At 55.9% G+C, this 13,905-nt stretch carries 10 protein-coding genes; 2 read left to right on the forward strand and 8 right to left on the reverse strand.

The features are described from left to right. From ACYVHX_RS05600 to ACYVHX_RS05615, 4 genes are all read right to left on the reverse strand, one after another. Positions 1 to 573 (reverse strand): dihydrofolate reductase family protein, encoded by a 573-nt coding sequence (locus tag ACYVHX_RS05600; RefSeq protein WP_460670641.1) that lies wholly within the window; start codon positions 571 to 573, stop codon positions 1 to 3. A 119-nt stretch (positions 574 to 692) separates the two neighbouring features. Then, positions 693 to 2,261 carry a capsule assembly Wzi family protein gene (locus ACYVHX_RS05605; protein ID WP_460670642.1) on the reverse strand — a complete coding sequence of 523 codons (1,569 nt, stop codon included), beginning with the start codon at positions 2,259 to 2,261 and terminating at the stop codon, positions 693 to 695. Positions 2,262 to 2,282: 21 nt separating this feature from the next. Beyond that, positions 2,283 to 5,645 carry a putative type IX secretion system sortase PorU2 gene (gene porU2 / locus ACYVHX_RS05610; RefSeq protein ID WP_460670643.1) on the reverse strand — a complete coding sequence of 1,121 codons (3,363 nt, stop codon included), beginning with the start codon at positions 5,643 to 5,645 and terminating at the stop codon, positions 2,283 to 2,285. A gap of 51 nt (positions 5,646 to 5,696) precedes the next feature. Continuing rightward, entirely contained in the window at positions 5,697 to 6,104 is a 408-nt protein-coding gene (locus ACYVHX_RS05615; RefSeq protein WP_460670644.1) for a sugar 3,4-ketoisomerase, read from the reverse strand. A gap of 265 nt (positions 6,105 to 6,369) precedes the next feature. Here ACYVHX_RS05615 and ACYVHX_RS05620 point away from each other — a divergent pair, with 265 nt between their 5' ends. Then, positions 6,370 to 7,344, forward strand: coding sequence for a sensor histidine kinase (locus tag ACYVHX_RS05620; RefSeq protein WP_460670645.1), 975 nt, complete (start codon positions 6,370 to 6,372; stop codon positions 7,342 to 7,344). 123 nt (positions 7,345 to 7,467) lie between these two features. Here ACYVHX_RS05620 and ACYVHX_RS05625 read toward each other — a convergent pair whose 3' ends face one another. The 4 genes from ACYVHX_RS05625 to nirB form a co-directional block, all read right to left on the reverse strand. Continuing rightward, on the reverse strand, positions 7,468 to 8,157 hold the full coding sequence (locus ACYVHX_RS05625; RefSeq protein WP_460670646.1) for a response regulator transcription factor: 690 nt from the start codon (positions 8,155 to 8,157) through the stop codon (positions 7,468 to 7,470). After that, on the reverse strand, positions 8,154 to 9,614 hold the full coding sequence (locus ACYVHX_RS05630; protein WP_460670647.1) for an ATP-binding protein: 1,461 nt from the start codon (positions 9,612 to 9,614) through the stop codon (positions 8,154 to 8,156). Before ACYVHX_RS05630 ends, ACYVHX_RS05625 begins: the two co-directional genes overlap by 4 nt. 6 nt (positions 9,615 to 9,620) lie before the next feature. Further along, on the reverse strand, positions 9,621 to 9,977 hold the full coding sequence (gene nirD, locus ACYVHX_RS05635; RefSeq protein ID WP_460670648.1) for a nitrite reductase small subunit NirD: 357 nt from the start codon (positions 9,975 to 9,977) through the stop codon (positions 9,621 to 9,623). Between the two features lie 109 nt (positions 9,978 to 10,086). After that, positions 10,087 to 12,606: a nitrite reductase large subunit NirB gene (gene nirB / locus ACYVHX_RS05640; RefSeq protein WP_460670649.1), complete on the reverse strand. Its 2,520-nt coding sequence runs from the start codon at positions 12,604 to 12,606 to the stop codon at positions 10,087 to 10,089. A 279-nt stretch (positions 12,607 to 12,885) separates the two neighbouring features. Here nirB and cobA point away from each other — a divergent pair, with 279 nt between their 5' ends. After that, entirely contained in the window at positions 12,886 to 13,644 is a 759-nt protein-coding gene (gene cobA / locus ACYVHX_RS05645) for a uroporphyrinogen-III C-methyltransferase (protein WP_460670650.1), read from the forward strand. Positions 13,645 to 13,905 lie beyond the last annotated feature (261 nt).

A 13,905-nucleotide genomic window follows, 5' to 3' on the forward strand; every position in this document is an offset into this window, starting at 1 on the left:
TTAGCTGCGTTTTGGCCGGTAATGCAGGACCACGATGCCGCAGTCGAACGGGGTGGCTTTCACCAGCGTCAGGTTTTGCTTGCCCGACGGCGTGTCGAAAATGGTCATTCCGGACCCGATGGCCGCCGGGTTGACGAATAAGTGAAGCTCGTCGATCAAACTGTGCTGGAGGAGCGCCGAGACAAACGTGGCCCCGCCATAGGCAATGATGTCTTTTCCGTCCTGGTTTTTCAGCGCCCTGATTTCGTCCGCCAGCTCGCCTTTGGCCAGCACGGTATTGTCCCAGGCCGATTGATCCAGCGTTTTGGTAAAAACCACTTTGGGTGTTTCGGTAAATTTCCGACCGGCCGAATGCTGCGGGTCATCCGGATTGGCGGCCACGGAAGCCCAATACGGAATGAAGCCTTCGGCCAGCTTTCGGCCTAAAACAATGGTGTCAACCGACTCGGTAAGGGCGGTAACATACTGCTCAATGTCTTTGGTCCAGGGGTAGGTCAGCCAATCCATTTCGCCGTTCGGTCCTCCAATGTACCCGTCAACGGTCATTTGCACCTGAAGCTTTACGTTTCTCATTGTCGTTTGCTGTTTTATTTTTGGCAAAGCTAGCGGGTAAAACGCAGATTCGTCGGTTGTTGGTGCGCCTTTCAGCGGGGGGAATTACGACAATTTGGTCGTGCTGAGGGTTGGACCGTTCACGGCCGGGTCGCGGTCCAGGTTTTGCGGAGACTCAGGTGAAAACCGGTGCTGTTGGGGTAGAGTTTCCCCTGATCGTGCGCAAGCGAAACCGTCGTTTGAAAACCGCCCACCGGGATGCCCACAACCAGAACCGACGAAAATTGCCGGGTATCGGCCGGAAACGGATTGGCGTAGGTGCCCAGATTCTCGCTCATCGACGCTTTAAGTTGAAACGTGTACCGCTGGCGCCAACGGCCCGATACGCCCAGGTGGAAAACGCTGACGCGGTTGTTGTTGCTAAAAAGCGGAAATTCGCCGGTCTGCGGGCGGGGTAAATCCGGGCGGGTATCGCGGGCGGGCGGAATAGACGGCGTGCCGATGGTGAGTCCCCGGTATGACCAGCCGTCGATGTACTGCGAGTGATTAAAATAATTGTCGTTGCCCCGGTATTTTTCGTTTTCCGTAAACTTCTCCCCGCCCTGGCTGAGCGTATACAGAAATTCCGCTACCACCGTCTGAATGTGCAACCCCTGGGCCGCCGGTCGGCGGTTTTGAAACCGGATGCCGTTGAGGCCATCCGCAATGTTGGTGAGGTAAAACAGGGAGCCGTCTTCGTAAATGCTTTGCCGGTAGAGCAGCAGCGAAAACCGGTTGGCGTTGATTTCAAAGCCGAGATCGACACTGCCGAGGTGATTGCCCACCCGATTTCCGCGGTCGGCTTTGCTGAACTGGGTAGTGTCGATGTTGTCGCCCCGGGCGGCCAGTGAGGTGCCGAAAATGGCGTTCAGGTAATTGGTGAAGCCGTTCGGAAACCGCCCGTTTTTGATTCGATCCTCGTCGGTAACGACCTCACTGCGCCCGGCCCACTGCACCTGGTGATTGATTCCGGCGTAAAACCGGACCGGCCAGCCCGGTTTTCCCAGCCGACCGTAGAGGGCTTTCTGGTGGAGGTACGAATGCGTAACCGGCCCCCGGTTGCCAAACCAGCCGTGCGCGTAATGCCCCCGGAACGAAACGATGCCTTTGGTGAAACCAATGGGGGTATAGTCCGGCAGGGCAATCTGGACTTTGGGCAGGGGCAGGGCGTTTCCGGACCCGATCAGCGGACCGGTTCCGAGCGTGGAATCGGCCAGTCCCACCACCTCCCGGCGCCGGCCCGCCAGGAATTCAAATCCCCAGACCTGCCCCCGGACGTAGGCTTCGGGCAGCAGAACCGCCGTTTTCGGACCTACATTGGCCAGTGCGTCGAGTCCGTAGCCCCAGCCGATCACCCGGCGTTTTTTCCCGATGAGAGCCGCCGGTTTGGTTCGGTCATACAGGTAACTGGCTGAAATACCCGCCCGGATTGTGCCAAAGGGCGATCGGGTCGGGATGATGCCGAATTGGTTGGCCCGCAGCCAGAACGGAGTTTGCGCCGACGTACTGGCCGAACCGGCGGCTTCGGCAAAAGCGCGGACTTCTTTTTTTTCGATGGCAGGAATTTCGATCTCGGCGGTGGTGGACTGAGCCCGCGCGGAGGCACCCGTGATGATCAGGCCAAGGAGCGTCAGCAGGAACGGAACTCTGTATGCCCGAAGGGTGATCATGGCCGGTTTGCAAAAGGTTGTTTAGCGGTTTAATACAACGCGCCCGGTCTGGACTTTCCCGTCGTCGCGGACCAGCCGGAACACGTACAGGCCGTTTGGTACGGCTACGCCCCCCTGATCGGTGCCGTCCCAGTAAAAACCGTTTTCTCCGATTCGGAGCGGTTGCCGGAATGTCCGGATCAAATGGCCGTTCAGGGTACGAATGAACAGCTGGCCGTCGCCCGGCGACTGGTTTCCGGTGATGGTGAACCGAAACCGGGTGTGCGTCCAGAACGGGTTCGGCACGGGCCGGATCACGGATGAACTGTCGTCGCTTTTGACCCGGAACGTAATTTCGTACGGAATAAAACCGGCTTTGTTGTTGCTCACATCCGTCGCCTGGACCCGCAAGGTGTACCGGCCATCGGCCAGATTCTGAGGGAGATAGTTGAGCGTGAAGCGGTTGTCGGGCCCGGCGGGTGTCCACCGAACGTCGGCACCGCCCAGCGGAATGCGTTCAAAACCGCAGCTGGTGCACGGTTTGCGGAGCAGCAGGTCAATCCCCAGCGTATCCTGCCGGACTCGGTAAACATCTTCGTCCTGCACAATGACCTGGATGGTGGGGTTGGCCGAGACCAGCGCGCCGTCGGCAATTCGGGTGCCATCGAAGGTGACATCCAGCAACGGATTGAAGCGATCCGGCGGAAACTGCTGGCTGGAATCGGGCAGCAAGACCGTAAATTTGCTCTGGTTCGGACTGATCGTGAACACCAGCAGGTTATTGGTTTCGTCCAACTCTTGCACCCGGTTTTCGGCGTCCAGAACCAGTTCGTGCCGCGTTGGCCCACCGGCCTCCAGCTCGGGCCGGAAGCTGTAAAAAACCGTATCCCGGTAGGCGACGGCCTTACGCAGAACCGTGCCGTACGTATGGAGTGTGCCGTCGGATCGTCGTTTCCGGATCGTCACGCTCAGGTGATCGTTTGCATCAAACCGCCCGGCGTTGGTAACGACCACCCGCAGCCGCACCGAGTCGGCGGCATCGTCGGTGCGGGAAATGCCGGATGACTGGATCTGAAAATCGGCTTTAGGCAGCGGAAACAACCGGAGAGCCGGGTCGCCCTGCAACACCATCTGGTGCGTATTGGCGATTTGGAAGGGATCGCTGGTCGACGCCAGCACCCGTCTGGTGGTTTCCTGATGAACGATGCCGATCGGTTTTGAAAAGTAGGTGCTGTCGGTAAACAGCGTTTTGTAAAACTGGAGCGTAAAGGTGTTCAGCGGAGTCGTAAAGCCTTCAAAACAATGGGCCAGAACCGCAATGGCACCCTTGTCGGGCGTCAACACCCAATTGGTGCTCAGGACGGTTCCGCCGTAAAAAATATTGCCGATGCCGCAGCCGTTGAAAAACATGAGCGGGTAACGTCCCTTGTTGCGGTAACCATAGGCCGGATCGGAAGCATAGCCAATGTCGAGGTCGGTCACGGTGGGCGAAGAGTGCCCAAAAAAGGTGATCATCGACACGCCCCTGTTGACCTCGTCGCTGATGTCGATGCGCTCAACGGGTTCGTTGTTGGTTTTGGCGCGGGTCGTGACCTCCGGCCCCAGATACGGTTGTCTGGCAATGGCGGTAGCGTCGTTCAAAATCGTCTGGAACGCCTTCAGTTCGGATTCTGAGCGCCCACCACTCAGGTGCAAAACCTCCTTGCGCCAGGGAACGTTGGCCGCATTGCTTTCAAATTCTTTTACTTTGGCCGTGTAATTCAGCACCTCAAACGGATACAGCACGTTGAGCCGCCCCGTCGCCATGGCCGGTACGTTTTCCGGAAAACCGGCGAGTCCGGCGGTGAGCAGAACGTCGGAACCGGGTACATTGCCGATGGTCGGTACCAGGTCGAGGTAGTACTGATTGGGGTTTTTGCGAAACGGAAAATAGACCGACGACCGGCCCACCAAAAACAGAAACGTATTTGTGCCGCCCGTCAGCATATAATCGGCAAACCGGCGAATGGCCATCGGCGTGCGTTCACCAAAACTGAACTGGTTGAACAGGGCCTTCATGGTGACGACGAGGGTGTCGTGCCGGCCGCCCGGCGCCGAGGCCCGGTAAGCAGCGTACGCCCGTACGGCATCTGTTCCGGGGTCGGTCGGTTTCATGAGGGTTTCGTGACTGACAATCAGATAGTTCGCTTTGGCCGGGTCCATTTTTCGGAACACCACCCGCTCCAGTCGGCTGGGTGTCACGGCCGTCGTGCTGATCCAGAGCCGACGCGAAACCGTGGTGTTCGTAACGACCAGCCGCCGAACCGAACCGTTCTGGGTACCGAGGATGCGCCGGATGGCGCCGGCTTCGGTAAGGTCGTAGACCAGGGCGGTTTCGGGCGCGTCCAGCAGTTCCAGGTACGAGCGTCCCCCGGTTTTGGGCAGCAGCCGGAGCAGTTGCTGCGCCCCGTTCTGGAAGCTGATCGTCTGCGGATACCGAACCTGAAGGTAGCTCAGCGAATAGCGGTCAAATTCCGCCGGGCCGTGCGAGACGGTAGTCAGCGTAAATTCGGCCGGCTGGCCGTCGCCTTTGCCCGAAAGATCACTTTTCTCAAGCTGCACCGACCACCGGACGGGTTGAAAGGCACTGAATTTGAGGGTGTTCAGGAAGCGATTTGCGGCTCCGGCCTTCACGTCAACGAGGTGGTCGTAGTTGTCCCGGCCGTTCAGCAACAGCACCAGTTCAGGCTTTTCGCTCGCCGTGCTGACCCAGCCGGGGAGCTTTAGTACCTGCGTAAAGGGCTTGTCTTTCTGCTGCATCGGCCCCGTCCAGCCTTCTCCGGTTTCAAAAAATACTTCATTCTGGGTAATAAATGGCATTGGTCCGGTGGCCGGGTTGGTCGACATTTCGTCCGTCAGCACCACCCGGTTTTCGGCCAGGTGATACAGCTCGGGCTGAAGGCCCGTCGTATTCGTTTCCTGAACCGTCACCATCCGTTTGCCGGGTTTGCCGTCGGTGTGCCAGGTTAAAAAGTAAGCCGCCGTATCCGAGTACATGCTGTAGTAGGGGTGGGGCTGGGCGTTCATCGGTCGGTAGAGCAGCGTGTCCTGCAACCCATCGTTTCGTTCGCCCACAAACTCGACGTAATCCGCAGCGTCCAGTTTTTTGTCCGACTCCCCGGTCACCACAATAGCCTGCTCAACACCCCGGCGGAAAAGCTGGAACGTTGTCGGGTCGATGGCGGCCACCGGGAGTCCCGCTTTTTGTAAATCCGCGGTCGTCAGCCGGTAAACGGCGTTCTCCGTCACCGGAATTCGGTAATAGGTTTGTTCGTACGAAATCCACTCATTTCCGAAGCGAAGGTTTTGCGCATCCACTTCGGAAAGGAATAAAGTGAATCCTAAAATAAGACAGTATTTTGTCATAAAATTGTCTGACAATAAGCGATTCATTGGTTGGTTGTTTCGTAAACTAACTTATAGCACTGCCTGATTCCGTACGGATTTCTGAACGGGTAAACAAACGGGTCGATACGGATTAAATACGTAGTCCCGGGCAGAAAACGTGTTGCTGGCCAGCGCCAGGATAAGGCAGTCCGGCGAAAAATGATACAGAACCCGCCAGTCGGCCGGGAGAATGTGTAACGCTTGTTCCGGCTTCGTTAGGTGGTAAAGTGTATCGGTGTCGGCGGACTGAATAAAAACCGATACAGATCCGGTAAGGCACATCAATACACTGTGACTTTGGCGGTGCCGGTGCTGACCTCTTACGCAACCCGCCGGGACATTATAAATCAGGTAGGATCGCTGAAAGGACAGGCCCGTGAAGGCTTCCAGTTCGCCAACCCGGTTTTCCGTTGATGTTAGTGTGTATAGGGTGGCCATGTCCGGCGAAGCTGATAAGGCGAATGGATTGTCAGGACGGGTGGCAATGACCCAAAACCGCATTATGCGCGCCGACCTGACCCGTTACAAAGCTGTCAATTGATTTGAATTTCTCCTGTAGAAAATCATCCATTTCGGCGTCTTCAAAACGCCCGGATGGTCGGGATGAAAAGAGCGGAAGGAATCAAAATACATTTTTTTCTACAAAGTGCGAGACCCGCCCTGCTTAAGTTTGGAAGGATTTTTTCCGGCTACAGGCAAGCGTATGAGTATCAAAACGTGGAGCAGACAAGTTGACAAACCAGTTCCGTCACCGGATAGGTTGACGTATTTCCCATTGCCTGTCGGGATTATTCTAACCGGCGACGACTCCCTCTGGCTGCCGGTGCTGGGAACCCTGGTTGCGGGAATTTTTATCTGGCTTATCTTCCGCTTCAACCTGCGAAAGCGCGAGCATCTGCGGCTGAACCATGAAATTGAAGCCCGGATTTTACAGCAGCAAAAACTGATTTCGGAGCTGGAGTTTCACAACAATCAGCTGAAACTATCGAAGGAAAAACTGGATTTGTCTATTTCGGAAAAAGACCGGTTTATTTCGCTTTTAACGCACGATTTGCGGTCACCGCTGCGCTTTTTATACAAAAATACGGCTTACCTTTTTCGAAACTGGAAGCAGGATTCGCATTCGGAACTGGACCAGTTAATTACCGAAATCAACAATTCAACCCGGCAAATTCATTTCCTGACGGAGGAAATGATGCTGTGGATTGCCACGCAGGATAATACCTATCATATCCGCCTGAAAGAATATACGTTACTGGAAATTATGCAGGAGCTGGACGCATTCTGTAAGGAAAGTATTCTGCAGCAGGATAATACACTGGAACTGGAAATTCCATCGCGCCTGACGCTTCATACGGACAAAATTCTGCTAAAAACAATTCTGAGAAATCTCCTCGATAATGCCAACAAAAATACGGAAGAGGGCGTCATTCGTATTCAGGCCCGGCAGGCGTATGAACACGTTGTGATCACGGTTTCGGACAGTGGCGTGGGGGTGTCGCCCGCTTTACTGCAACGCATCAATCAATTTTTTAGCTCGCCCGAACCCGTCCAGCAATTACACACCCAATTTGGCCACGAAATCATCCGGGATTTTGCGCGTCTGCTGAACGTAAGCGTTGTTTACGAAGCGCCCGAAAGCGGTGGTTTGCGGGTTCTGCTGACGATCCCGAACTGATTTTTTAAGCAGCCGCGAAAACCGCCCCGCACGCTCCGGTGGTTCTTCTGCAAGCATAAGCCGCTGCGGTTTCGTGGGGAGTCTAATGGCGCGGAAGAAGCAGGTGCTTGTTTTCCACACCCCTCAATTTTTCAACCCCCGCGCTTTTTCGTTCAGCGCCAGCCGAACCAGTTCGACGGTATTTTTTACCCCCACTTTCTTTAGAATACTGGCGCGCTGGTTGGCGACGGTATTGGTGCTGATGTCGAACCGTTTCGCAATTTCCGGGCTGCTCATGCCTTCGGTCAGGCAGGTCAGAATCTGGGCTTCGCGCGAACTGACTTTGTTCCAGATTGACGTTTTTGGGGTTGTCGCCGGACTGGCTTCCGCTGGGGCATCCGACGCATTCGACAGCACCAGGTGGCGGATGATCACCGACGAAGCGCTCGCCGGATAATACAGTTCGCCACTGACCACGGCCCGGATCGCCCGCAGAATTTCCTCCCGGTCAGTGTCTTTCTGCAAATAACCGGCCGCGCCGTGCTGCACCGATTTGAGAATATAATCCTTGTTGTTGTGCATGCTGAACATCAGAATCCGGACCTTCGGAAACTGCTGCGTGATGATGGGCAGGGCGTCCATGCCCGACAGCCGCGGCATGGTGATGTCCAGAAAAAGCACATCCGGTTTGACGACCGGAATCAGGTCAATCGCTTCGTCGCCGTCGGGCGCTTCGCCAACAATCTCAATGTCGGTTTCGTCTTCCAGCAATAACCGGACGCCCTTTCTGACCACCGAGTGGTCGTCGGCAACAAGAATTCGGATTGGTTTCATGCAGAAAGTGGGTCTGGTAACTGGACGGTTAGTTTCGTCCCTTTTTTTAGTTTTGATGAAATGGTCAGTGTGCCGTTCAGCAAACGCGCCCGGGTGCTCATATTCTCCAGGCCCTTAATCGACGGAATGCGCCCGGCGGTTTTCGGCAGCGGTTTTTGCTGGAAACCTTTCCCGTTGTCTTCAATGGTCAGGGTGATTCCACGGCCCTTTTTTTGCCAGCCAATCCGGATTTCCTGCGCATCGGCGTGTTTGACGGCGTTGTTGAGCGCTTCCTGCGCAATTCGGTACAGGCCGATTTCCTGCGCGGGCGTCAATCGTTTTCCGGCCGTTTCGCCCTCAAAAACAACCGGGATACCGGACGACCGGGTCGTCTGCTCCGCCAGGAACTGCAAAGCGGCTCCCAGTCCGAAATCGCTCAGCACCGCGGGCATGAGGTTGTGCGAGGTCTGGCGGGTTGTCTGAATAACGTCGTAAATCAGCTCGCACAGTTCTTCAAACCGCTGCCGTTGTCTGGGTTCGGGAAACGGCACGCTTTTCAGCGTTTCGGCGTGCAGTTTCAAGCCGGTCAGCATCTGCCCAATCCCGTCGTGCAGTTCGCGCGCAAACCGCCGTCGTTCTTCCTCCTGTCCTTCCAGCAGCCCCGCCGAACGCACGGTTTCTTCGGCCATCTGTAGCTGGTATTTTTCCTCCGTTGCCCACAGCAGTTCCCGTTGCGTAATGACCAGCTGCCGGTTTGCGTTTTCCAGATCGATGTTGGCAAGGGCCAGGTTCTCGTTGGCCCGGCGGAGCGCTTCGTCCGACTCGGTTAGTTTACGAATCACGTCTTTCGTGTGATTAACCACCGGCCGGAAAATCAACAAGCCCTCGATCAGTAACACCAGCAGGGTCGCCACCGTCAGCGCCCATTCAATTTGTTCCAGGGACCGGACGCGCTCGAAAATCTCCTTATCAAACTGAAACACAATGGTGTTCATCTGTTCCAGAAACAAGGGTTCCGCCCGCAGAAGGATCTGAAGGGCGGTTTTTTTCTGCTCCGGTCTTGTCGCTGCGTCGTTGATTCGGACCAGATTCTGGTACATGGACTGAAAAACCGGCTCAAGCTGGGTCAGCATCTGGTCGATCCGGCGGCTTTTGCGCACCCGATACGCCTTTTCCATGTGCAGGGTTCCGGCGCGCAGCTGGCGATGACTCTGGCTCCAGGTGTTCAGCAGGGCCGTAAATGATGCCGTATCCGGGATCGAAAATTCCGTTGTTCGCAGCAGGGCCAGTTTGGTCAGGCGCTGGCTCAGCATCCGCTGCCGACCGGCCACATTCACCACCCGGCTGTCGTCGTAGTGCTCGCTCAGGGTGCGCCGGATGAACAGCAGGCCACTCAGCGACAGCACCGCGACCACCGTGAGCGCGAGTACATAAAACCGGGTTAACCGGCGGGCAACCTGCTGATCGAGTTGGGTCATTTTCGCTTATTCCAGCCCAATATACACCATTCCGTCGGTTACTTTAACCGGAAAGGTGGTTATCTGGTAGCTGTCGTCGTTGAGGCACTGACCGCTGCGGAGCGAGAACGTCTTTTTGTGAAACGGGCAGGCCACCTTGGGATCGTCGCCCTGGCTGCCGATCATGCCCCGCGAAAGTGCCATCTGCTGGCGGTGCGGGCATTCGTTGTCCGTGGCAAACCATTCGTTCCGGCGGGCAAAGTTATAGATGGCAATCTGGTGGCCGTTGAGCAAAACGCAGGCGCCCCCGTCGGCGGGTACATCCGTTACCCGGCAGGCCAAAAACCACGTCATTTCTTCTTGATCAGCAATAAGCGCTTCCATAGATGTAGGTATCCACAAACCGCCCGGGTGACCCCGTTTAGCCCGTGATTTTTTGTTGATTGTAGAAAATGAGAAAGGATGAAACGCAGGTTTTAATCCGTGAATACGGTCATCTCCACTCTTTGGCCCGCTTCTGGTCGCGCAGGGTGGCAAACTCCACAGTCGGGTCTTTCAGTTCGGGAACGTTCACGAAGTGGGTAAACCGTTGGCGAAGTTCCGGGTTGTCGACCACTTCCTTCCACTCGCATTTGAAGGTATCCACCAGCAATTGCATTTCGCGTTCCAGATCGGCGCCAAGGCCCAGCACATCGTCCACCACCACGGCTTTCAGGTAGGTCATGCCGCCTTCCATTTTGTTCATCCAGGTGGCCGTGCGGGTCAGCGGATCGGCGGTTTTGATGTAAAACATCAGGAACCGGTCGATGTAGCGAATGCAGGTTGCCTTGTCAACATCTGACGCTAGCAATTGGGCGTGTTGCGGTTTGGAGCCGCCGTTGCCGCCCACGTACAGGTTCCAGCCTTTTTCGGTGGCAATGATGCCAAAGTCCTTGCTCTGGGCTTCGGCGCATTCCCGAATGCAGCCCGATACGCCGGATTTCAGCTTATGCGGGGAGCGAACGCCCTTGTAGCGATCTTCCACTTCGATGGCAAACGAAACCGAGTCCTGCACCCCGAAACGGCACCAGGTACTGCCCACGCAGCTTTTCACCGTCCGCAACGATTTGCCGTAGGCGTGGCCGCTTTCAAAACCGGCCATAATCAGCTCCTCCCAGATCAGGGGCAGATCACCGACGTGCGCGCCGAAGAGGTCGATGCGCTGACCGCCGGTAATTTTGGTGTATAAACCGTACTTTTTCGCCACCTGACCAATTACGATCAGTTTATCGGGCGTAATCTCACCGCCCGGAATGCGGGGCACTACCGAGTAGGTTCCGCCTTTTTGGATGTTCGCCAGAAACCGGTCGTTGGAATCCTGAATGGTGGCGCGGCCCTGCTCCAGAATGTTTTCGTTCCACAAACTCGCCAGCAGCGAGGCCACCGCCGGTTTGCAGACTTCGCAGCCGTCGCCCTGGCCGAATTGGTCTAAAACCGCATCGAAGGTTTTCAGGTGGTTGATTTTCACCAAATCGAGCAGTTCCTGGCGGGTGTAATCGAGGTGTTCGCAGAGGACGTTCCGGACGTAGTGGCCTTGTTGCTTCTGCACGCCCTGAATCAGGTCTTTCACCAGGGGGGTGCAGCCCCCGCAACCCGTACAGGCTTTGGTGGCTTTCTTGAGCGCATCGATGCTCGTGTGGCCGTTTTCGCCGATTTCGTGGCAAAGCTGGGCTTTGGTGATGGCTTCGCAGGAACAGATCAGCGCGTCGTCGGGTAATCCCATGACACCCGCGCCCGCGTCTTCACCCCCGCGTGAACCCAGAATCAGGTCTTCGGGATTGGGGGGCAGTACGGTTTTATTCTTGCAGGTTTGCAGCAGCAGGTTATACTGATCGGCATCACCCACCAGAATACCGCCCAACAGCGTTTTGCCGTCGGCCGCAATGTTGATGCGTTTGTAAACGCCTTTCGCCTTGTTTTCGTAAGTGATGGTGCGGCAACTGGGTTCGCTGATGAACGGGTCGCCGAAGCTGCCAACGTCAGTGCCGATCAGTTTCAGCTTGGTCGACATATCGTACGGCCTGAATTCCTTTTCGTCGCCCATCAACCGGGCGGCTACTACTTCAGCCATTTCGTAGCCCGGTGCCACCAACCCGTAAATCATGTGGTGAGCCACCGCACACTCCCCGATGGCAAAAACCGCAGGATCGGACGTTTGTAAGGCGTTATCCACCATGATTCCCCCGCGCGGGTGGGTATCCAGACCGGCGGCTTTCGCCAGTTCGTCGCGCGGGCGAATTCCGGCGGAAATGATCAGCATGTCCACTTCCAGCGTGCTGCCGTCGGCGAAGGCGATGCCCTGGATGGTATCCTCGCCCGTGATCTGCCCGGTATTTTTAGAAAGGTGCATCGTCAGGCCGAGGGATTCGAGCTGGCGTTGCAGGATACCGGACCCCGCATCGTCGATTTGCCGGGGCATGAGCCGGGGGGCAAATTCAATGACGTGGGCTTCTTCCAGGCCGAGGTCGAGCAGGGCTTTGGCCGCTTCCAGCCCCAGCAAACCGCCCCCCATCACCGCTCCTTTGCTGGCCCGGCGCGCGTACGATTGAATGAGGTCCAGGTCTTCGATGGTGCGGTACACAAACACGCCGTCTTTTTCGACCCCAGAGATGGGTGGCACAAACGCCCCCGAACCCGTCGCCAGCACCAGATAATCATACGGCACGACAACGCCGTGGTGCGAGCGGACTTCCCGGCGCTGGCGGTCGATGTCCACCACCGGATCGGTCAGGTAAAGCTGAATACCGTTTTCGGTGTACCAGCTTTCGGGCGCCAACGTCAGTTCGTCGGCCGTTTTACCCGCAAAATACGCGCTCAGATGAACGCGATCGTAGGCAACGCGCGGTTCTTCCCCGAAAACCGTCAGACTAAACCGTTGCCCATTTTTTTGTTTGGCTACCAGTTTCTCGCAGAATTTGTAGCCGACCATGCCATTGCCAATCACAACGACGCGCTGCATTTTGCCTGTGTTCATAGTTAATAGTAACTATAGTAATAAAACAAACCCGTTTATTTGTTGTACTATTCTGATAAAATTCCCCAATTAGTATCCGAATACTACGATTCAAAGTTAAACTGACTTTTTGCTATTTCCTATATTTTTCTTCTGAATTGAATAAATTTTAATCCTATTTTTATTGATTTAACTTGTTTTTTAAAATATTGACCTTAATTTTGAACCAATAATTCAGAATTAGCAAATAGTAGTAATAGTAGATTTTGACTATAAAGAAGGAACTTTAAAATCACAGCGATGAAGCCAAAGCTTACACTCGTGGGGGCGGGTCCCGGCGACGGCGAATTGATCACCTTGAAAGGGATCAGGGCGCTCCAACAAGCCGACGTGGTGCTGTACGACGATCTGGCGAATGACAGCTTACTGGATTTCGCGCCGGAACACGCGCTGAAGACCTACGTAGGCAAGCGGGCCGGCAAAGCGTCGTTCACGCAGGCAGAAATCAACGATCTGATTGTGCGGCTGGCGCAGGAGCACGGCCACGTTGTTCGGCTGAAAGGGGGCGATTCGTACGTGTTTGGACGCGGTTTCGAGGAGTTTGAACACGTTCGGCAGTACGGCATTGCGTGTGACGTAATTCCCGGCGTATCCAGTTGCATTGCCGTTCCGGCGTCGCAGGGAATTCCGGTCACGGCCCGGGGTGTCAGCGAAAGCTTCTGGGTCATCACCGGCACCACGCGCCACGGCGAACTGTCCGACGATCTGCGGCTGGCGGTTCAGTCGAAGGCAACGGTGGTGGTGCTGATGGGGATGAACAAACTGGCCGAAATCTGCGCGCTGTATTGCCAGGCCGGACGGGGGCACGTGCCGATGGCGGTGGTTCAGAACGGAACCCGGCTCAACGAGCAGTGTGTTGTGGGGCAGGTCTGGAAAATACCGCATCTGGTAGCTGAGCAGGTCGTGGGGGCGCCCGCTGTGCTGGTCATCGGCGAAGTCGTTACGCTGCATCCGTCCTATCTGGCCGAGTGTCTGCGGAGCCTGGCTGTGACAGCTTAAGGTTTACGTTTTCCGTATACGGTTTTCGCCGGGCCGACGCTTCGGTTGCTGACGCATGTCGACAAACGCGTTCAACGAATGCGCCAGCAACCGTAAACCGTAAACGGTATACTGTAAAACAAAAAAGCCGATCCGGTGTGGGGGCACCTTTGGATCGGCCAAACGGGTTTGTCTATGTAAAACACAAACGGTTCAAAGAAAATGAAAAAACCGACGTAAAGCAAATTCTGCTGCTGTTGCCTTTCCGGAAGCCGATGCCGG

The sequence above is a fragment of the Larkinella ripae genome (assembly GCF_054780775.1).